The 20453-nt window shown below is 59.8% G+C and carries 17 protein-coding genes; 7 read left to right on the forward strand and 10 right to left on the reverse strand.

What is annotated here, in order from left to right:
* Positions 1-36: 36 nt before the first annotated feature.
* Entirely contained in the window at positions 37-3810 is a 3774-nt protein-coding gene (gene metH, locus J2X71_RS33440) for a methionine synthase (RefSeq protein ID WP_310389231.1), read from the forward strand.
* A 115-nt stretch (positions 3811-3925) separates the two neighbouring features.
* On the opposite strand, the gene J2X71_RS33445 is transcribed toward metH, so the two are convergent.
* Both J2X71_RS33445 and J2X71_RS33450 read right to left on the reverse strand, forming a co-directional pair.
* Entirely contained in the window at positions 3926-4690 is a 765-nt protein-coding gene (locus tag J2X71_RS33445) for a GntR family transcriptional regulator (protein ID WP_310389233.1), read from the reverse strand.
* Positions 4687-5571 (reverse strand): N-acetylglucosamine kinase, encoded by an 885-nt coding sequence (locus J2X71_RS33450; RefSeq protein WP_310389235.1) that lies wholly within the window; start codon positions 5569-5571, stop codon positions 4687-4689. Before J2X71_RS33450 ends, J2X71_RS33445 begins: the two co-directional genes overlap by 4 nt.
* Positions 5572-6103: 532 nt before the next feature.
* Between J2X71_RS33450 and J2X71_RS33455 the strand changes: the two genes are divergently transcribed.
* The 5 genes from J2X71_RS33455 (at position 6104) to J2X71_RS33475 (ending at position 11460) form a co-directional block, all read left to right on the forward strand.
* Positions 6104-7363, forward strand: a complete 1260-nt coding sequence (locus J2X71_RS33455; protein WP_113324557.1) for an ABC transporter substrate-binding protein — start codon at positions 6104-6106, stop codon at positions 7361-7363.
* A 216-nt stretch (positions 7364-7579) separates the two neighbouring features.
* Entirely contained in the window at positions 7580-8527 is a 948-nt protein-coding gene (locus J2X71_RS33460; protein WP_310389238.1) for a sugar ABC transporter permease, read from the forward strand.
* A 14-nt stretch (positions 8528-8541) separates the two neighbouring features.
* The gene (locus J2X71_RS33465; protein WP_310389240.1) at positions 8542-9384 is read left to right on the forward strand and encodes a carbohydrate ABC transporter permease; all 843 of its coding nucleotides are present in this window, start codon (positions 8542-8544) and stop codon (positions 9382-9384) included.
* Positions 9381-10448 (forward strand): Gfo/Idh/MocA family protein, encoded by a 1068-nt coding sequence (locus tag J2X71_RS33470; protein WP_113324554.1) that lies wholly within the window; start codon positions 9381-9383, stop codon positions 10446-10448. The genes J2X71_RS33465 and J2X71_RS33470 overlap by 4 nt, the downstream gene beginning before the upstream one ends.
* A 10-nt stretch (positions 10449-10458) precedes the next feature.
* Positions 10459-11460, forward strand: a complete 1002-nt coding sequence (locus tag J2X71_RS33475) for an ABC transporter ATP-binding protein (protein WP_310389242.1) — start codon at positions 10459-10461, stop codon at positions 11458-11460.
* A 65-nt stretch (positions 11461-11525) separates the two neighbouring features.
* On the opposite strand, the gene J2X71_RS33480 is transcribed toward J2X71_RS33475, so the two are convergent.
* The 8 genes from J2X71_RS33480 to J2X71_RS33515 all read right to left on the reverse strand — a co-directional run bounded on the left by J2X71_RS33480 (position 11526) and on the right by J2X71_RS33515 (position 19442).
* The gene (locus J2X71_RS33480; protein WP_310389244.1) at positions 11526-12404 is read right to left on the reverse strand and encodes a DMT family transporter; all 879 of its coding nucleotides are present in this window, start codon (positions 12402-12404) and stop codon (positions 11526-11528) included.
* A 183-nt stretch (positions 12405-12587) separates the two neighbouring features.
* Positions 12588-12893, reverse strand: coding sequence for an NIPSNAP family protein (locus J2X71_RS33485; protein ID WP_310389246.1), 306 nt, complete (start codon positions 12891-12893; stop codon positions 12588-12590).
* A 58-nt stretch (positions 12894-12951) separates the two neighbouring features.
* Positions 12952-14289 (reverse strand): MFS transporter, encoded by a 1338-nt coding sequence (locus J2X71_RS33490; RefSeq protein ID WP_310389248.1) that lies wholly within the window; start codon positions 14287-14289, stop codon positions 12952-12954.
* 163 nt (positions 14290-14452) lie between these two features.
* Positions 14453-15514 (reverse strand): ABC transporter ATP-binding protein, encoded by a 1062-nt coding sequence (locus J2X71_RS33495; protein ID WP_310389251.1) that lies wholly within the window; start codon positions 15512-15514, stop codon positions 14453-14455.
* Between the two features lie 12 nt (positions 15515-15526).
* Positions 15527-16315 (reverse strand): ABC transporter permease, encoded by a 789-nt coding sequence (locus J2X71_RS33500; RefSeq protein WP_310389253.1) that lies wholly within the window; start codon positions 16313-16315, stop codon positions 15527-15529.
* Positions 16312-17205, reverse strand: a complete 894-nt coding sequence (locus J2X71_RS33505; RefSeq protein ID WP_310389255.1) for an ABC transporter permease subunit — start codon at positions 17203-17205, stop codon at positions 16312-16314. Before J2X71_RS33505 ends, J2X71_RS33500 begins: the two co-directional genes overlap by 4 nt.
* 74 nt (positions 17206-17279) lie before the next feature.
* Positions 17280-18383 (reverse strand): ABC transporter substrate-binding protein, encoded by a 1104-nt coding sequence (locus tag J2X71_RS33510; protein ID WP_310389257.1) that lies wholly within the window; start codon positions 18381-18383, stop codon positions 17280-17282.
* 186 nt (positions 18384-18569) lie between these two features.
* A complete protein-coding gene (locus J2X71_RS33515) occupies positions 18570-19442 on the reverse strand; it encodes a MurR/RpiR family transcriptional regulator (protein WP_113324548.1) in 873 nt (290 codons plus the stop codon).
* 176 nt (positions 19443-19618) lie between these two features.
* Here J2X71_RS33515 and J2X71_RS33520 point away from each other — a divergent pair, with 176 nt between their 5' ends.
* On the forward strand, positions 19619-20389 hold the full coding sequence (locus J2X71_RS33520; RefSeq protein ID WP_310389259.1) for an N-formylglutamate amidohydrolase: 771 nt from the start codon (positions 19619-19621) through the stop codon (positions 20387-20389).
* Positions 20390-20453 lie beyond the last annotated feature (64 nt).

Consider the following 20453-nt stretch of genomic DNA (forward strand, 5'->3'; position numbering starts at 1 on the left):
CGATCTTATGATCCTGTGATGTCAAGGAGCCTTCCCGTGTTCGATAATCTCTTTGGTCCCGAAGGGGGCAAGCGTGATGGCAGTGAAGTGTTTGCGGCGCTGAGACAAGCTGCCAGCGAGCGCATCCTCGTTCTTGACGGCGCCATGGGCACGCAGATCCAGGGCCTGGGCTTCGATGAAGACCACTTCCGAGGTGACCGTTTCATTGGCTGCGCCTGCCATCAGAAGGGCAATAACGACCTGCTGATCCTGTCGCAGCCGGACGCGATCGAGGAAATCCACTATAAGTATGCCAAGGCCGGCGCCGATATCCTCGAAACCAATACCTTCTCGTCGACCCGCATTGCGCAGGCCGATTATCAGATGGAAGGCGAGGTCTATGCGCTGAACAAGGAAGGCGCGGAGATCGTTCGACGCGCCGCCCAGCGTGCCGAACGCGAAGACGGTAAGCGCCGCTTTGTTGCCGGCGCCATTGGCCCGACAAACCGCACGGCCTCCATCTCGCCCGACGTCAACAATCCGGGCTTCCGCGCCGTGACTTTCGACGACCTGCGCGATGCCTATGCAGAACAGATCGACGGCCTGATTGACGGCGGCGCCGACATCATCCTGATCGAGACGATCTTCGATACGCTGAATGCCAAGGCTGCGATCTTTGCCTGCGAGGAGCGTTTTGAGGCCAAGGGCATCCGCCTGCCGGTCATGATCTCCGGCACCATCACCGATCTCTCGGGCCGTACGCTGTCCGGCCAGACGCCGAGCGCCTTCTGGAACTCGGTGCGCCATGCCAACCCGTTCACCATCGGCCTCAACTGCGCGCTCGGCGCCAATGCGATGCGCCCGCATCTGCAGGAGCTTTCGGGCGTTGCCGATACCTTCATCTGCGCCTATCCGAATGCCGGCCTGCCGAACGAGTTCGGCCAGTATGACGAGACGCCGGAACTGATGGCGGCGCAGATCGACAGCTTCGCCCGCGAAGGCCTCGTCAACATCGTCGGCGGCTGCTGCGGTTCCACGCCCGAACATATCAGGATGATCGCGGAGACGGTGGCCAAGTACAAGCCGCGCCCGATCCCCGAGCATCGCCCTTTCATGTCGCTGTCGGGTCTCGAACCCTTCGAGCTGACCAAGGATATTCCCTTCGTCAATGTCGGCGAGCGCACCAACGTCACTGGTTCGGCACGCTTCCGCAAGCTGATCACTAATGCCGATTTCACGGCAGCGCTCGATGTTGCCCGCGACCAGGTCGAGAATGGCGCGCAGGTGATCGACATCAACATGGACGAAGGGCTGATCGATTCCGAAAAGGCGATGGTCGAGTTCCTGAACCTGATTGCTGCCGAGCCCGATATTGCCCGCGTGCCCGTCATGATCGATAGCTCGAAGTTCTCGATCATCGAATCCGGCCTGAAGCGCGTTCAGGGCAAGCCGATCGTCAACTCGATCTCTCTGAAGGAAGGTGAAGAAAATTTCCTCGCCCAGGCACGTCTGCTGCACAATTACGGTGCGGCCGTGGTCGTCATGGCTTTCGACGAGACGGGGCAGGCGGACAGCTACCAGCGCAAGGTGGACATCTGCACGCGCGCCTACAAGCTTTTGACGGAGAAGGTCGGCTTCCCGCCCGAAGACATCATCTTCGACCCGAACATCTTCGCTGTCGCGACCGGCATCGAGGAGCACAACAACTACGGTGTTGATTTCATCGAGGCGACGCGCACGATCCGCAAGACCATGCCGCTCGTCCATATCTCCGGCGGTGTGTCGAACCTTTCCTTCTCCTTCCGCGGCAATGAGCCGGTGCGCGAGGCGATGCATGCCGTGTTCCTCTATCACGCCATTCAGGCGGGTATGGACATGGGCATAGTCAATGCCGGCCAGCTTGCCGTCTATGACCAGATCGATCCGGACCTGCGTGAAGCCTGCGAAGACGTGGTGCTGAACCGTCGTCCCGACGGAACCGAGCGGCTGCTGGAAGTGGCCGAGCGTTTCCGCGGAGCTGCCGGCAAGGAAGGCAAGGTTCAGGACCTGTCCTGGCGCGAGTGGAGTGTGGCGAAGCGCCTCGAACATGCGCTGGTCAACGGCATTACCGAATATATCGAGGCCGATACCGAGGAAGCCCGCCAGGAGGCGGCTCGTCCGCTGCATGTCATCGAAGGCCCGTTGATGGCCGGCATGAATGTGGTCGGCGATCTCTTCGGCTCGGGCAAGATGTTCCTGCCGCAGGTGGTGAAGTCCGCCCGTGTCATGAAGCAGGCCGTTGCCGTGCTTCTCCCCTACATGGAGGAGGAGAAGCGCCAGAATGGCGGTGAAGAACGCAAGTCTGCCGGCAAGATCCTGATGGCGACCGTCAAGGGTGACGTGCACGATATCGGCAAGAACATCGTCGGCGTCGTGCTCGCCTGCAACAATTATGAGATCATCGATCTCGGCGTCATGGTGCCGGCAACGAAAATCCTCGAAACGGCTATTGCCGAGAAGGTCGATATCATCGGTCTCTCCGGACTGATCACGCCGTCGCTCGACGAGATGGTGCATGTGGCGGCCGAAATGGAGCGGCAGGGCTTCGACATTCCGCTTTTGATCGGCGGGGCGACGACCAGCCGCGTGCATACGGCCGTCAAGATCCATCCGGGCTACAACAAGGGCCAGTCGATCTACGTGACGGATGCCAGCCGCGCCGTTGGCGTCGTGTCCTCGCTGCTCTCGCCGGAAAACCGCCAGGGCTATATTGACGACATCAGGGCTGAATATGCCAAGGTTGCTGCCGCTCATGCGCGCAGCGAAGCCGAAAAGGTGCGCCTGCCGCTTTCGCGTGCCCGCGAAAATGCGCAGAAGGTCGATTGGGCGGCCTATAAGCCGAGCAAGCCGAGCTTCCTCGGCACCAAGGTGTTCGAAGACTACGATCTGGCCGAGCTTGCAAAGTACATCGACTGGACACCGTTCTTCCAGACCTGGGAGCTGCGTGGCCGCTACCCGGCGATCCTCGAGGATGAGAAGCAGGGTGAAGCTGCACGTGCGCTCTGGAACGACGCCCAGGCGATGCTGAAGAAGATCATCGACGAGAAGTGGTTCCGGCCGCGCGCCGTCATCGGCTTCTGGCCGGCTGGTACCGTCGGCGACGATATCCGCCTCTTCAAGGGCGATGCGCGCAAGGAGGAGTTGGCGACGTTCTACACGCTTCGCCAGCAGCTTTCGAAGCGCGACGGCCGCCCGAACGTGGCGTTGTCGGATTTCGTGGCGCCGGTCGATAGCGGTGTGCAGGACTATGTCGGCGGCTTCGTAGTGACGGCCGGCTTCGAGGAGATTGCCATTGCAGAACGTTTCGAGCGTTCGAACGACGACTATTCCTCGATCCTCGTCAAGGCGCTCGCCGACCGCTTCGCCGAGGCCTTCGCCGAGCGCATGCATGAGCGCGTGCGCCGCGAATATTGGGGTTATGCCAAGGACGAGACGCTCTCCAACGAGGATCTCATCACCGAAGCCTATGCCGGCATCCGCCCGGCGCCCGGCTATCCGGCCCAGCCCGACCACACCGAGAAGAAGACGCTGTTTTCTCTTCTCGACGCGGAAAATACCGCTGGCGTGAAGCTGACCGAGAGCTATGCGATGTGGCCCGGTTCGTCGGTGTCAGGCATCTATATTGGTCACCCTGACTCTTACTATTTCGGTGTTGCCAAGGTGGAGCGTGACCAGGTGGAAGACTATGCCAAGCGCAAGGGCATGGACGTCACCGAGGTCGAGCGCTGGCTCGGTCCGGTGCTCAACTACGTGCCGCGCAAGATCAATGAAGAGATCGAAGACGCGGCCTGAATTCTGAGTCTCTCCCGTCGCTTAAAGCGGCAGGCTCAGTGGTCGATTCAATGAATGGAAAAGCCGGGAAGTGATTCACTTTCCGGCTTTATCTTTCTGAATTGAAATGAAAAAATTAGCCCGCTCCAATCGTCAGCTCGGCGACGAAGTCATAGGCATCGCCACGATAAAGCGAGCGGGTGAATTCCACCGCGCGGCCGGAACCGAGATAGGAAATACGCTCGATGGAGAGCCCGGCCTGGCCAACGGGGACGCCGAGCAGATTGGCGTCGGCTTCCTTCATGTTGGTGGCGGATATGCGCTGGACGGCGCGCACCGGGCGTACGCCCCGTCGTTCCAGCTCGGCATAGAGCGAATTGGTGACAGCAGAGGGATCGGGCAGGAATTCGCCTGATACGCTCGCATGTTCGATCGCCAAGGGCTCGTCGTCGGCTATGCGCAGGCGGGAGAGGCGCGAGACCTTGATGTCGGTGCCGAGGCCGAGGATCATCATCTCGTCAGGCGAGGGGGTGTGGATACCCTTGTGCAGCCATTCGGAGCGGGCGGTCATGCCGCGCCGGGCCATGTCCTCAGTGAAGGAAGTAAGCTGCGACAGGCGCTGTTCGACTTTCGAAACCGGCTTTGCGACGAAGGTGCCGGAGCCATGGCGACGCACGAGCAGGCCATCGGCTACAAGCTCGTCGATCGCCTTGCGCACGGTGACGCGGCTGACGGCGGCAAATTCGGCGATGTCGCGTTCCGGGGGCAGGGCATCGCCATGGGCGAGTGTGCCGGTGCGCACGGCATCTTCGAGTGTGCGGCGCAGCTTCACATAGAGTGGGCCGGTGCCGCCGGCCTGCAAGCGTTCGGGTGAAAGGATGGAGGCGAGATCGTCGGTCATGCCACGCCTCTCTGCCGTTCGTTCCGAAGCTTTATGGCAAGGTCGACGGCGCCCTGCAGCGCATCGGCCTTTGGTTCTACGAGAAGGGCCTTGTGCCGATCGGCAAGCCACGGATGGTAGGCTTTGGCCAGTCCGCCAAGCAGGCAGATGGACGGGCATTCCGCCCATGAGAGTGCATCGAGGCTTTCGCTGATAGCGCGCGCTGCATCCTTGACGATCTCGATTGCAGTAACATCGCCGGCCTGAGCGCCTTCGAAGACCATCGGTGCAAAACGCGCGAAGTCTGCCGGCCGGGCCGTATGGGCAAATTCGACGACGCGTTCCGGATCGTTGCCGTATTCGGCCATGACCTTTTCCGTCAACGGTGAGGCAGCGCGAACTTTATCATGGGCAAGCAGGGATTTTTCCAGGAGATCGCGGCCAAGCCGGGCGCCGCTTGCCTGATCGCCGACGATCGAACCCCAGCCGCCGATCCCATGCAGTTTGCCGTCCCGGCGGGCATTATAAACGGAGCCGGTTCCGAGAGCGCCGACAATGCCGTCGCCGTCTCCGAGCGCGCCCTGCAGCGAAATCAGCGCGTCGGTGACGACCTGGCCGTTTCTGAAGGGAAGAGCCTTTTCGATGCGCTTGCCGTAATCGCCGACATTGGCACCGGCGACACCGATGACAGCGGTGGCGGTGGAAACGGTTTCATTTTCAAATCCTGCATCACGCAGAGCCTGACGAGCGGATTCGACGATATTGACGAGAGAGTTTTCCAGATCGGAAAGGATGTTGGCAGGGCCCGCCTTGCCGCGGCCAATGACATTGCCCATTCTGTCCGCAACTGCGGCTCGGCAGCTTGTTCCACCGCCATCTACACCGATTGCAAGTTCCGTCATCGGACCTCCGGATACGCTGTTCCCTTATGTTTTTTAATACAATACCAAAAAAATACCATTTACCAAGCAGAAATGATCGGAAAATTCCTTGTTTTTAACATATTGATTTTAAATGATAAAATTTTTTTATGAATTTTCTCAGGTCCAGAAGTTAATTTCGGCTGGACAATTGGTATTTTTTTGGCCTTAATTCGGGAAAAGGGAACAGCGTATCGAGGCATGTGAAAACCGGCAAAGAAAAACAGCGCCGGCCAGGTTTCGAGAAAGGTGCAGGCAACGATCCGCAGGAGCCGACATGGCTCACGGAAGCGCGCGGCATCCTTCCAAGTTTTCCCTTATTTTCTGGCGCCCGGTTCAGTGTATCGGGAGGGCGCAGCGTCCGGCCGGGGGCTATCGTCTTCCGTGTCGACAGAGCTTCGGAGCCGGCAATCTTGGCGGCTCTAAAAGGGGCGTTGGGTGTTTCCTCAGACACGCCAACTGCTTGTTTCAGATCGAAAACAGCGCCTATCGGCGCTCAAAACAGGAGAGGGAAATGAAAAACACTGCTCTGAAAAGCTTGCTGCTTGCCTCCAGCCTGCTGTCGTCGGCCGGCCTCGTTCATGCCGCTGACGTGACGCTTACCGTTGAAAGCTGGCGTAACGACGACCTGCAGATCTGGCAGGAAAAGATCATCCCGGCTTTCGAAGCCAAGAACCCGGGCATCAAGATCGTCTTCTCGCCGACCGCTCCGACTGAATACAATGCTTCGCTGAACGCCAAGCTCGACGCCGGTTCCGCAGGCGACATCATCACCTGCCGTCCGTTCGACGCATCGCTCGAACTCTTCAACAAGAAGCAGCTCGTCGATCTGACCAGCCTGTCCGGCATGGAGAACTTCTCGCCGGTCGCCAAGGCTGCATGGTCGACGGACGACGGCAAGTCGACCTTCTGCGTGCCGATGGCTTCGGTCATCCACGGCTTCATCTACAACAAGGATGCCTTCGACAAGCTCGGCATCGCCATTCCGAAGACGGAAGACGAGTTCTTCGCGGCCCTCGACAAGATCAAGGCTGACGGCACCTACATCCCGCTCGCCATGGGCACGAAGGATCTCTGGGAAGCAGCTACCATGGGCTACCAGAATATCGGCCCGAACTACTGGAAGGGTGAAGAGGGCCGCGAAGCTCTTATCGCCGGCAAGCAGAAGCTGACGGACGCCGACTGGGTCAAGCCCTATGAAGAGCTTGCCAAGTGGAAGCCCTATCTCGGCGACGGTTTCGAAGCCCAGACCTACTCGGACAGCCAGAACCTCTTCACACTCGGCCGCGCCGCCATCTATCCGGCAGGCTCCTGGGAAATCTCGCTGTTCAACACGCAGGCGCAGTTCAAGATGGGCGCCTTCCCGCCGCCGGTTCCGAAGGCTGGCGACCAGGGCTATATCTCCGACCATCCGGATATCGGCGTTGCCCTGAACGCCAAGAGCACGCACCAGGAAGAAGCCAAGAAGTTCCTCACCTGGGTCGCTTCGCCTGAATTCGCAGACATCTATGCGAACTCCCTGCCAGGCTTCTTCAGCCTGAACTCCAACCCGGTCAAGATGAGCGATCCGCTCGCTCAGGAATTCGTTTCCTGGCGCGGCCCGTACAAGTCGACCGTCCGCTCGACCTATCAGATCCTGTCGCGCGGCACGCCGAACCTCGAAAACGAGACCTGGGTTGAATCGGCAAACGTGATCAACGGCACGGACACCCCGGCCGCTGCTGCCGAAAAGCTCCAGAAGGGCCTCGACAGCTGGTACAAGCCGGCGAAGTAAGGTTTTGAAGGTGAGGGGCGGTCCTTCCGGCCGCCCCTTATCGGCCTGCCGGCCATCTTGTCCCGCGAGGGGCGGGAGACTCGCAGCCGCCTCGTGGCCCATGGTTTTCAGGTATGGGCATGCCTGCTCTCCGAATAGAAGGAGAGGGGGAGTGAGGGGCAAGATTTCCACCTGCGCTGCGCCCTCCGGCCCAGCCAATAAGAACAGGCAAAAGCCATGAGCGAAGCCGACAATGCAGTCGACCTGATCCCGATCAAGCGTCCCATACGCTGGCATATCGGCATCTTCCTTCTCCCGGCATTGATCGTCTATTCGGCGATCATGGTCCTGCCGCTGATCGAAACGCTCCGGCTTTCCTTCTACAATACAGTTGATGGCGCCCCGGCCTTCGTTGGGTTTGCCAATTACAAGGTTCTCTTAGGCGACGCCCGCTGGGCGCACGACTTCTGGAACGCGCTCCGCAACAACCTGATCTTCTTCGCCATCCATATGTGCGTGCAGAATCCGATCGGGATTGCGTTGGCCGCGCTACTGTCGACGCCGCGGCTGCGTTTCGTCGCCTTCTACCGTACGGCAATCTTCCTACCGACGCTGCTCTCCTTCGTCATCGTCGGCTTCATCTGGAAGCTGATCCTCTCGCCGATCTGGGGTGTGGCGCCCTGGCTGATGAGCCTCGTCGGCATGAAATGGGCCTTTGCGCCCTGGCTCGGCCAGTCCGGCCCGGCTCTAGTCGCCGTGTCACTGATCTCCAACTGGCAATATATCGGCATTCCGATGATGCTGATCTATGCCGCGCTGCTCAGCATTCCAGAAGAAGTGATCGAGGCCGCCGAATGCGATGGCATTACCGGCTGGGCGCAGTTCTGGAAGATCAAGCTGCCGCTTATCCTGCCGGCAATTGGCATCATCTCGATCCTGACCTTCGTCGGCAACTTCAATGCCTTCGACCTGATCTACACGGTGCAGGGCGCGCTTGCCGGCCCCGACATGTCCACGGATATTCTGGGCACGCTGCTCTACCGCACCTTCTTCGGTTTCCAGCTGCAGCTCGGCGATCGGTCCATGGGCGCGACGATCGCGACGGTGATGTTCCTCATCATCCTTGCCGGCGTGTCCTTCTATCTTTTCGCTATCCAGCGGCGCATGCGCCGCTACCAGTTCTGAGGAGTGTGAGCCCCATGTCGAACAGAGCGCGCACATCCCCCATCCGTGCCGGCCTCGTGCATCTGGCGCTGATCGGTTACACGCTGATTGCCATCTTTCCGGTGTTCCTGACGATCGTTAATTCGTTCAAGGACCGCAATTCGATCTTCCGGTCGCCGCTGCAGGTGCCGACGCCTTCGACCTTCAGCCTCGTCGGTTACCAGACGGTACTGGGGCAGGGTGACTTCGCCACCTATTTCCAGAACAGCTTCATCGTGACGATCGTTGCGATCTTCCTTGTGCTGCTGTTCGGGGCGATGGCCGCCTTTGCGCTGTCGGAATACCGCTTCAAGGGCAATACGCTGATGGGCCTCTATATGGCGATCGGCATCATGATCCCGATCCGCCTCGGCACGGTCGCCATCCTGCAGGGCATGGTCGCGACCGGCCTCGTCAATACACTGACGGCCCTGATCCTCGTCTATACGGCGCAGGGTATCCCGCTTGCGATCTTCATCCTGTCGGAATTCATGCGCACGGTTTCCGACGACCTGAAGAACGCCGGTCGTATCGACGGGCTCTCGGAATATTCGATTTTCTTCCGCCTTGTGCTGCCGCTGGTGCGGCCGGCTATGGCGACGGTCGCCGTCTTCACGATGATCCCGATCTGGAACGACCTGTGGTTTCCGCTGATCCTGGCGCCATCCGAAGCCACCAAGACCGTGACGCTCGGTTCGCAGATCTTCATCGGCCAGTTCGTCACCAATTGGAATGCGGTTCTGGCAGCACTGTCGCTGGCGATCCTGCCGATCCTCGTTCTCTACGTCATCTTCTCGCGGCAGCTGATCCGCGGCATTACCTCGGGAGCTGTCAAGTGAGCCAATCCGAAAAGCCGATCCGTGTTCTCGTTGCCGGCCTCGGCAATATGGGCCGCAGCCATGCGCTCGCCTATCACAACAATCCGGGCTTCGAGATCGTCGGCCTCGTCAATCGCTCCAAGCCGTCGCAGCTCGCCCCGGAACTGGATCAATACACGATCCATCCTGACTTCATGACGGCGCTTGCCGAACTGAAGCCGGATCTCTGCTCGATCAACACCTATTCCGACAGCCATGCCGATTACGCTGTGGCTGCCTTTGAGGCCGGCTGTGACGTCTTCGTCGAAAAGCCGCTCGCAACGACGGTTGCCGATGCGGAGCGCGTCGTGGCCGCGGCGAAGAAGGCCGGCAAGAAGCTGGTCATCGGTTACATCCTTCGCCACCATCCATCCTGGAAGAAGCTGATCGAGGAGGCGCGGAAGCTCGGCGGCCCCTATGTCTTCCGCATGAACCTCAATCAGCAGTCCAGCGGCCCGACCTGGGCGACGCACAAGTCGCTGATGCAGACGACATCGCCGATCGTCGATTGCGGCGTCCACTATGTCGACGTCATGTGCCAGATCACCGATGCCAAGGCTGTCGAGGTACGCGGCATGGGCCTGCGGCTGTCGAACGAGATTGCGCCCGACATGTATAATTACGGCCACCTGCAGGTGCTCTATGAAGACGGTTCCGTCGGCTGGTACGAGGCCGGCTGGGGACCGATGATTTCCGAGACTGCTTTCTTCGTGAAGGACGTCATGTCGCCGAACGGCGCGGTTTCGATCGTCATGGATCCGAAGGCGAAGTCCGACGATATCGACACGCATACCAAGACATCCGTCATCCGGCTGCATACGGCAGAGACCGGCCCGGACGGCAAATTCATCCGTCCCGATCAGGACATGACGATGGAAGGCGAGCCCGGCCATCAGGCGCTTTGCGACCTGGAACAGGCCTTCGTGCTGCGCGCTGTCAGCGAAGATCTGGACCTTACCCGCCATATGGATGACGCCGTGGCCTCGCTGCGCATCTGCCTTGCCGCTGACGAAAGCGTGCGCACCGGCCGACCGGTTAGACTATAAGGAAAGACTAGTGGGATCGCTTCAACTCAAATCCATCCGCAAGGCCTATGGCACGCATGATGTGCTGAAGGGCATCGACCTCGAGGTCAAAGACGGCGAATTCGTCATTTTCGTCGGCCCTTCCGGCTGCGGAAAATCAACCCTGCTTCGCAGCATTGCCGGCCTGGAAGACGTGACCTCGGGCGCCGTCATCATCAACGGCCGCGATGAGACGCTGACACCGCCGGCCAAACGCGGTATCGCCATGGTGTTCCAGTCCTACGCGCTCTATCCGCACCTGACGGTCAAGGACAACATGGGCCTCGGTCTCAAGCAAGCCGGTACGGCCAAGGACGAGATCGAGAAGCGGGTGAGCAAGGCGTCGTCGATGCTGTCACTCGAGCAATATCTGGCGCGTCGCCCGGCCGAGCTTTCTGGTGGTCAGCGCCAGCGCGTGGCGATCGGCCGTGCGATCGTGCGCGAGCCGGAACTCTTCCTGTTCGATGAGCCGCTCTCCAACCTCGACGCAGCGTTGCGTGTGCAGACGCGCCTCGAAATCGCTCGCCTGCACCGCAGCCTCAAGGCGACGATGATATACGTCACCCACGATCAGGTCGAAGCCATGACGCTCGCCGACAAGATCGTGGTGCTGAATGCCGGTGCAATCGAGCAGATCGGTTCGCCGATGGAACTCTATAACCGCCCGGCCAACACATTCGTCGCCGGCTTCATCGGCTCGCCGCAGATGAACTTCATTGCCGGCGACAAGGTCGGCGATGTTGACGCAAAAACGGTCGGCATCCGCCCCGAACACCTGACGCTGTCTCGCGACAGCGGCACCTGGAAGGCGAAGACTGTGCATGTCGAGCATCTCGGCGCCGACACAATCGTCTATCTGGAATCCGACCAGTGCGGCCTGCTGACCGCGCGTCTCTTCGGCGAGCATAAGTATGAACCCGATGAGATTGTCTACGCGACGCCCGATGGCGGCCACGTCCATCGCTTCGATGCGAACGACCAAGCGATCCGCTGATTGCCACCTGAAAGAAACGCCCCGCCATCGAGCGGGGCTATTTCTTTCGATCGACAGGTAGATGGTCAGCGTTGAAAAATCCGGCCATCGATGATGATCAGGCTCGCCATGACCAGGATCATGCCGCCAAACTCGAACGTCTCCAGTCTCTCGCCGAGAAACACCGTACCCAGTAGGATCGCGCTGACAGGCACCAGCAGCGTCACGAGGGAAGCATTGGTCGCTCCGGCCGAGGCGATGAGATTGAAATAGAGAATGAAAGCGAAGGCAGTGGTCAGGATCGCGAGAACCAGCACGGCCATCCATATCGAAACAGACGACGTGACCATGTCGGCCGGGCTGTAGAAAAAGAAAACGATCGGCAGCATGAGGATGGTAGCGCCTGTCAGTTGGCCGGTCGCGACCACCGTCGGACTTATGCCTTTGAAGCGCTTGGCGTAGACCACGGCGAAGGCATAGGAGACGGCGGCTCCGATGACTGCGAGTTTTGCCCATGTGGGGCCGCCAAGATTGGATAGAAGCCCTGGGCCGATCATGACGGCGGCGCCTGCGATGCCGATAGCGACGCCCGCAATCTTCACGGTTGAGATCTTTTCATCCGGCGTCAGCGCGTTTGCTACGAGGATCGTCCAAAGAGGTGTTGTTGCATAGAACACCGAGGCGGGGCCGGCGCCGATTTCCGTTTGGCCAGTGAAGATCAGCGAGAACGGAATGACGTTGTTGAGCAGGGCGAGACACAGGAAAGAGCCGGGCCGGGTGAGAACGGGCACGAAGGAAATGCCGCGCAACCTTAACCAGAGATGCAGGACCAGCGCGGCAATCACCACGCGATAAAGGACAAGGGCCAAGGGCGGAATTTCGGACACGGCTATGCGGGCGAAGAAGAAGGACCCGCCCCAAAGTGCGCCCAGGAGCACGAGCTGGCCCCAATCCTTCGCCGACATTGATTGTGTCATCGCTTCGGTGCGCAAAGCCGTCATCCAATAGATGAAGATATGCCTTGCACTCTATCCCCGGTTGGGGCGGCCGACAGCAACGGAACAATCCAGATATCCGAATTCTATGGAATCTGGTGCTGTCTTATCCCGATCGTCCGGATTGATATGTCTGGACCGAATTCCAGGGGATCAGCCGAGAACAGGGCGCATGAAGCTGCGCTCATAGCTGATGATGCTCCGGTTACGCTTGTCGAGTTCGAAGGCGGCCTGGCATTCCGGGTCGCTTGCCATACGAGTGCGATAGTCCTCATAGGCGGCAAGGCTCGGGAAGGAAAACAGCGCCACGGCAATGTTGTTTGCGCCTTCCGATGGCAGGAAATAGCCGTGATGAGTGCCGCCCATCCTGTTGACGATCGGAATCCAGAGCCGGGCGTATTCCTCGAATTCAGCGAGCTTGTATGGATCGATGACGTATCGCAGATAGCAGGTAATCATTGAAATACCCCATTGTAGAAAAAGTCGGGCGAACGGCCGCCCGGCCCGTGTTGCCCATTCAGTTTCGTGAGGTCAGCCGGCCTGTTAGTTCCTCGATGCCGACTTCAGCCTCGATACTGTCTCCCTTGGCCAGAAGATAGAGGCCGAGGCCAAAGGTGAGGGCGGCGATGAACAGCAGATAATAGGCATGCGCCATCGGGTTGATCGGCAGCAGGGCGGCGACGGCAAGTGGCGTCAGCCCGCCGAAGATCGCGTAAGAGACATTGTAGGAGAAGGAGAGGCCGCTGAAGCGGACGCGGGCCGGAAAAGCGCGCACCATCACATAGGGCACTGCGCCGACCATGCCGACGGCGAGGCCCATGATGGCATAGAGCACGAAGAGGACCGTCAGCGAAACCGCGGCATAGCTGTAGAAGGCGAAGGTAGCGATGGCGAAGAAGATGCTTGAGACCAGGAAGAAGCGCCCGGAGCCGACACGGTCGACGATCGCGCCGGCTGCTGCCGTGCCGAAGATCAGGAACAGCGTGCCGAAGCTCGTGGCAGCCAGCGATTGCTGGGCGCTGTAGCCGTACTGCTTCTGCAGGAAGGTTGCCGTCATCAGCGTCGTCACGACGATGCCGGCAGACAGGATCCAGGTCAGCAGAATGGAGATAACGACACCGCGGGGGTAATCGCGCAGCACAGCCTTCAGCGGCAGTTCCGGCACCAGCGAGCGGCTCTGTTTCATCTCCGAGAAGATCGGCGTTTCCTGCAGCCACTGGCGGAGATAGACGGCAACAAGGCCGAAGATCCCGCCGATGAAGAAGGGCAGGCGCCATGCATAAGCGGCGATATCGTCAGGCGTGAAAACCGTATTGATGATCGTGGCGATGAAGGAGCCGAAGAGAATTCCGAGCGTCAGGCCCGAGCAGAGGAAGCCGCAGGCAAAGCCGACGCGGCGGAAGGGAACATGCTCGGCAACGAAGGTCCAGGCGCCGGGAACCTCGCCGCCGATCGCCGCACCCTGGAGGATGCGCATCAGAATGAGAAGTACGGGGGCTGCGACGCCGATCGAAGCATAGGTCGGCATGGCGGCCATGCCGAGCGTCGAGAGCGCCATCAGCAGGATCGAGAAGGCGAAGACCTTCTTGCGGCCGAAGAGGTCACCGAAATGGGCAAGCACGATGCCGCCGAGTGGCCGCACCAGATAGCCGGCGGCGAAGATGCCGAAGGTCTGCAGCGTCACCAGCCAGTCCGGCATTTCCGGCGGGAAGAAAAGCTTGCCGATCACGGCTGCGAAGAAGACGAAGATGATGAAATCGTAGAATTCCAGTGCGCCGCCGAGGGCGGAAAGGCCAAGTGTGCGGAAATCCTGGGAGGTGAGGCTGCGGGGAGCGGAGGCTGCGACTGATGACATTATGGGGCACTTCGTGGATCGGTATGTTTGCTCCATGCGGCATGGTTCCCGCCACTTCAAGCTCTTTCTGGTGATAGCTCCATCACGTTTGCTGACAATATTTCCGCGAAACGAAAAAGGCGCCGCATCGGCGGCGCCCTCATCAAGAAGGTTTTTCTTCCGATCAGTCGCGGATGACGAGCAGGTCGGCGGCCATGAAGCGGAGCGTCACGGTTTCGCCAGCGGCCGGCGGGGTGACGCCGGGGCTGTTGAACATGTCGAAGGAGATGACGTTGCCGCCGACATTCATGCGGGTGCGGATGACCGAACCCAGGAAGTGCGCGGAGACGACCTGACCGGTCAGCGCAGTGTCGCTCTGGGTGCCTTCGGCAAGCGAACCAGCTTCCGGGCGGAGCGCAAGCTGAACAGTGTCGCCAGCCTTGTATGCCTGGACGGACTGTTTCAGCGTCACACCCTGATCGCCGATCTGGATGCGGTTGCTATCCGGATCGACGACCTTGGCTTCGATGAGGTTCAGCGTGCCGACGAAGGAGGCGACGAAGCGCGTTGCCGGCGTGTTGTAGATCTCGAAGGGCGTGCCGATCTGGTCTGCCTTGCCGCCATTCATGACGACGATACGGTCGGAGATCGAAAGCGCTTCTTCCTGGTCGTGCGTGACGAAAACCGTGGTGATGCCGAGCGATTGCTGGATCTGGCGGATTTCTTCGCGCAGCGACACGCGGATCTTGGCGTCGAGTGCCGAGAGCGGCTCGTCGAGCAGCAGGACCTGCGGCTTGACGGCAAGGGCACGGGCAAGAGCAACACGCTGCTGCTGGCCGCCGGACATCTGGTAGGGGAAGCGGTCTGCCAGATGATCGAGCTTGATGAGGCCGAGCATTTCCTTGACTCGGCTGTCGATCTCCGGCTTCGGAGCCCCCGCGACCTTCATGCCGAAGGCGACGTTGTCATGCACCGTCATGTTCGGGAACAGGGCGTAGGCCTGGAAGACCATGCCGATGTTGCGCTGGTTCGGCTTCAGCGCGCGCTGGTCCTTGCCGTTGATCGTCAGCGTGCCGCCGGTCGGCGTTTCGAAGCCGGCGATCATGCGCAGCACGGTCGTCTTGCCGCAGCCTGATGGTCCGAGGAAGGAGACGAATTCCCCTTTCTCGATGTTCATGTTGAAGTTCTTGACGACCTGCGTCTGGCCGAAGGATTTCTGAATGTTGGTCAGCGTAAGAAAAGACATGAGCCAAATACCTTATACCCTAGCCGGGCGGGCTTTGCCAAAGCGGGAAACGAGATTGAGCAGGCCCATGCTGAGCCAGGTGATCGAAAATGCGATAACGGCGAGCGCCGAAGGCTCATAGGCCTGGTTGGCGCCGACACGCTGCAGGTAGGGGCCGAAAGCAGGGCGGCCGAGCAGAGCTGCCATGGTGAATTCGCCCATGACGATCGCGAGCGTGATGAAGGCGCCGGAAAGCACGCCGCTCATGACGTTTGGAAAAATGCACTTGAACATGATCGTCGTCCACTTCGCGCCAAGGCTTTCGGCTGCTTCCGTCAGCGTGCGGACGTCGATGGCGCGCATGGCGGTATCGACGGCGCGATACATGTAGGGCAGCGAGAGCGTGATGTAGGAGAACATCAGCAGGATGTTGGTGCCCGTCGTGGAGCCGGTCAGCGGTAGGTACGAGGAGGACTTGTACATCTGGATATAGCCGAAGACGATGACGATCGCCGGGATGACAAGCGGCAGCAGCGTGATGAATTCGACGACCTGGCGCATCTGCGGCAGGCGCAGGCGTACCCAATAGGCAGTCGGTACGACGAGCAGCATGCCGAAGACGATGGTCAGCGCGGCCATCATCATGGAGTAGCCGAACGTCTCGCGGAAATTGACGTCCGAAAAGACAGACTGATAGGCGTCGAACGAATAGGCGTCACGACGCTTGCGCAGGGAGAATTCCAGCGTACCGAGAAGCGGGACGATGAAATAGGTTGCACCGATGATGATGGCGATCCAGGCGCCGATACGTTGTCCCTTCATTTTTGCCACCGTTCAGCGCGCATGCGCAGCATGAGATAGAGAACATTCGAAACGCCGGTGATGACGATCATGCCGAGCGCGATCGCGTAGCCGAGATTGGCGTTGTGAAGCACGTCGCCCTGGATCTGCGCATAGAGCAGGATCGGGACGATGTTGAGCGACGAGCCGGTCAGCGCATAGGCCGTTGCAATGGCGCCGAAAGCATTTGCGAACAGAAGCAGCGTCGTGCCGAGCAGGCTCGGCCAGAGGATCGGCAGGGCAACCATGGTCCAATACTGGCGGTTGGTGGCGCCGAGGATCTGCGAAGCTTCGCGCCATTCCTTCTTCATGCCGTCGAGCGCCGGCGTCAGGATCAGCACCATCAGCGGGATCTGGAAATACATGTAGGTGATGGTGAGGCCGAAGAAGGAGAGAAGGTTGAAGCCGGTGCCGTAAAGGTTGAAGCCGAACCAGTCGCGCAGGAAGAGGGTCACAAGGCCGGTGCGGCCAAGCGTTGCCAGGAAGGCGAAGGCGAGCGGCACACCGGCAAAGTTCGAGGCGACGCCCGAGAATGTCAGCAGCGTTGCGCGGACCCCGCTCGGCAGCCCGCCGAGCACGACGGCCCAGGCGAGAAAGAAGCCGATCAGCGCGCCACCAAGAGCGGATGCGACCGAGACGCGGATACTGATCCAGTATGCGCTCATAATGGATGGGGTGAAAAGATCGCTGATATTTTTCAGCGTTAAATCGCCATCGGGCGTCAAAAACGCGCCCGCCACAAGATACAGAGTGGGGATGATCAGGAATAGCAGAGAAAAAATAATAAAGGGTGCAATGCCCAGCCAGTCGATCACACGGTCTTTGTTGATCAAGGGGGCAGTGCTTACCATAGGCGTTGAAACGGTGCTCATGGAAAAGCTCATCCTGGGGCGTCGGAGTGAGAAAAGCCTCCCCACCTTCGTAGGCGGGGAGGCGAGGTCAGATATTACTGAACGTTGGCGCCGACGACGCTGTCCCACTTGGTGGTGATTGCGGTCTTGCCCTTGTCCTGCTCGTCGAGCGTCGGGAAGACGGCCTTTGCATAGCCTTCAGCCGGCGGCAGCTTGTCGAGCAGCTCCTTCGGAACCTTGCCCTTCTGAGCGAGGTCGTTGAAGCGGATCGGGTGGCAGTAGCCCTTCAGCCAAGCGAGCTGGCCTTCGTCCGAATAGAGGTATTCCATCCAGAGCTTGGCAGCGTTCGGATGCGGAGCGAAAGCGGAGATCGCCTGAACGTAGACGCCTGCGACGACGCCGGTCGACGGAACGACGACTTCAACCGGCGGGTTGCCGGCAAGGCTGTCGCGCCATGCGAGACCGTTGTAGTCCCATGCGACGACGATCGGGGTCGAGCCCTGAGCGAGCGAAGCGGACTTGCCGATAACCGGAACGAGCGCACCGGCCTTGTTCAGCTCTGCGAAGTAAGCGAGACCAGCTTCACCAGCCTTCGTCGCGTCCTTTTCACCGGTTGCAAGGCCGGCAGCGTAGACGGCCTGAACAGCCTGGTTCGAAGCGCGCGGGTCGCCGGCGAGCGAAACCGTGTTGGCGTATTCCGGCTTCTTGAGGTCAGCCCAGTCCTTCGGGACGTTCTTGACGATATCGGTGTTCACGACGAAGGAGAGAACGCCGTAGTAATCGCCGTACCAGTAGCCTTCGGCATCCTTGGCGCTGTCCGGAATGGAATCCCAGGTGGAGACCTTATAAGGCTGGATCAGGCCGTCCTTCTTGGCGGACGGACCGAAGGAGAGGCCGACGTCGATGACGTCAGGTGCCTGCGGGCCGGTGTTGCCCTTGTTGGCCTTGATTGCTTCGATTTCATCGCCCGAACCTGCATCCGGGTTCAATTCGTTGATTTCGAGGCCGTACTTGGCCTTGAAGCCTGCGATGACGTCGCCGTAGCCGCACCAGTTATGCGGGAGAGCGATCGTGGTCAGCGTGCCTTCCTTCTTGGCGGCAGCGATAAGATCAGCGCTCGGCTCAGCTGCTGCGATCGCAGTCGAAGCAACGATCATCGCAGTAGAAAGCGAGAGCAGTCGAGAAATGTTAGAGATCACTGTTGTTCTCCTTCGGGTTTTCAGTGTCCGATGTGCTGTTACTGGCGTTAGATGAAGCTTGTATGACAGTTGAATGACGTTAATTTTGTCATGAATAGCAGGTGCTTGCGGCAATGTTTCATTTGCGACAGGCTGTCCTGTTTCCGCGAAATCCGTCATTGTTTTTGCCTTTTTTAGTTGTCCCTCCTAACCGGGTTTGCGGAAAAGCCGGGTCTGTTCAAACAGGCCTTCCAGCGTTTTCATGCGCTCCTTCGTCTCGTCCCAGGTCGAGTTCTGAACCGCCTCGATGAGCGCCTCGACAATGAAGAGTGTGACGACGGAGGAATCCCAGGCCGACGGCGCCTCGATCTGCACGCGAAAGGCGTGACGGGCGAGCTTGGCGGCGGGCGAAGCCCACTGGTCGGTGAAGACGATGATTTCGGCTCCGCGCTTGCGGGCGGCGGTGGCGAGGCTCACCATTTCCTGCTCGTAGCGGCGGATATCGAAGATGATGAGCAGGTCACCCGGATTCATATTGAGGACGTATTGCGGCCAGCTCGACGAATTGGAAGAAAGCAGCGCCGTGTTCGGGCGGATGACCTGCATATGGGTGAAGAAATATTCGGCGAGTGCGCCGGTGATGCGTCCGCCGACGAAATAGAGCGTGCGCTTGCGGTCCGAGAGCAAGGCTGCGGCGTTATCAAAGGTAGCCGTATCGAGATCGGAGAGCGTCTGACGCAGATTGCCCATGATGGCATCGGCGAAACGGTTCAATATATGGGTGCCCGGCGCGTTCTGGGCCCAGCGGTCGTGCTTGGCGATGGGATTGGAAATCGTCGCCTCGACTTCCTGATGCAGATGCTGCTGGAAGTCCGGATAGCCCTTGTAGCCGAGCTTCTGGACCATGCGCACGACCGTCGGCGTAGAGACGCCGGCATTTTCAGCAATAGTGGTGATGCTGCCGAGGCCGGAGACAGGGTAGTTGTCGAGCAGGCTTTCGGCCAACTGCTTTTCGGCGCGTGTGAGCACGCCGAGATGTGAATGAATGACGTCCGAAACGGTCTTAGCCGCGACACTCACGTGATTTTGCTCCCCGGGATGGTCTGATGCCACTTTCCCACTGAAAGTTAACAACGCTGTCACAATCCATGTCAACAAGTGTCATGAAAAGAAATTTTCAGAGCGCGCTTGACACTGCCGTGAACCTGAAGAATTCTTTTCTTGTAAAGATTTTATTAAGCGATGGAGAGGTGCTGTTGGTGCTGGCTCAGCCCCGAATTCTCAGCGAAGCGGACGGCGATTGCGTCGCAATCGAACGCGTTCATGGCAAGAGTCCCGTGCTCATCATCTGCGAGCATGCATCCCGCACGCTTCCTGAACATTTCGGTAATCTCGGCCTCTCCGAAGAAGCGCTTTTAAGCCACATCGCCTGGGATCCCGGAGCGCTTGCCGTTGCCCGCGGCATTTCGGCGGCTCTCGATGCGACGCTGATCTACCAGCGCTTCTCCCGGCTGATCTATGATTGCAACCGGCCGCCGAACTCGCCGGGCGCCATGCCCGAGGTCAGCGAGATCTATGCGATTCCCGGTAACAGGGGTTTGACCGAGGGCGAACGCCAAGCCCGCACGGAAGCTCTCTACCTGCCATTCCATGACGGCGTGCGCGCCTTGATCCACGATCGGCAGGCGAGGGGACAGGATAGCGTCATCGTGACGATCCACAGCTTCACACCGGTCTATAATGGCCTGCAGCGCGCCGTCGAGCTCGGCATCCTTCATGATGAGGACAGCCGCCTTGCCGACCGCATGCTGGTATCAGCGGCCGAGGCGCCGCTCTACCGCACCGAACGCAACGAGCCCTACGGGCCGGAGGACGGCGTGACGCACACGCTGATCCTGCACGGCATTTCCAACGGGCTTCGCAATGTCATGATCGAGGTCCGAAACGACCTCATCGCAGACGATACCGGCCAAGGGGTCGTGGCCGACTATCTCACAAGGCTCATCCAGCAGAGTCTGGACGCCTGAATAAAACATAAGACCCCGGGGAGCAGTTTAACTGCGAACAGCCCGCAAGGCGAAAAGCCACGGG

The sequence above is a fragment of the Rhizobium sp. 1399 genome, from assembly GCF_031455475.1.
Lineage (GTDB): Bacteria > Pseudomonadota > Alphaproteobacteria > Rhizobiales > Rhizobiaceae > Rhizobium.

Bases quoted from the DNA above. Each gene is read 5' to 3' on its own strand.
- J2X71_RS33455 (WP_113324557.1), top strand. From the start codon at position 6,104: ATGAAAAACACTGCTCTGAAAAGCTTGCTGCTTGCCTCCAGCCTGCTG.
- J2X71_RS33465 (WP_310389240.1), top strand. From the start codon at position 8,542: ATGTCGAACAGAGCGCGCACATCCCCCATCCGTGCCGGCCTCGTGCAT.
- J2X71_RS33480 (WP_310389244.1), bottom strand. From the start codon at position 12,404: ATGTCGGCGAAGGATTGGGGCCAGCTCGTGCTCCTGGGCGCACTTTGG.
- J2X71_RS33450 (WP_310389235.1), bottom strand. From the start codon at position 5,571: ATGACGGAACTTGCAATCGGTGTAGATGGCGGTGGAACAAGCTGCCGA.
- J2X71_RS33500 (WP_310389253.1), bottom strand. From the start codon at position 16,315: ATGAAGGGACAACGTATCGGCGCCTGGATCGCCATCATCATCGGTGCA.
- J2X71_RS33495 (WP_310389251.1), bottom strand. From the start codon at position 15,514: ATGTCTTTTCTTACGCTGACCAACATTCAGAAATCCTTCGGCCAGACG.
- J2X71_RS33445 (WP_310389233.1), bottom strand. From the start codon at position 4,690: ATGACCGACGATCTCGCCTCCATCCTTTCACCCGAACGCTTGCAGGCC.
- J2X71_RS33460 (WP_310389238.1), top strand. From the start codon at position 7,580: ATGAGCGAAGCCGACAATGCAGTCGACCTGATCCCGATCAAGCGTCCC.
- J2X71_RS33490 (WP_310389248.1), bottom strand. From the start codon at position 14,289: ATGTCATCAGTCGCAGCCTCCGCTCCCCGCAGCCTCACCTCCCAGGAT.
- J2X71_RS33485 (WP_310389246.1), bottom strand. From the start codon at position 12,893: ATGATTACCTGCTATCTGCGATACGTCATCGATCCATACAAGCTCGCT.
- J2X71_RS33505 (WP_310389255.1), bottom strand. From the start codon at position 17,205: ATGAGCACCGTTTCAACGCCTATGGTAAGCACTGCCCCCTTGATCAAC.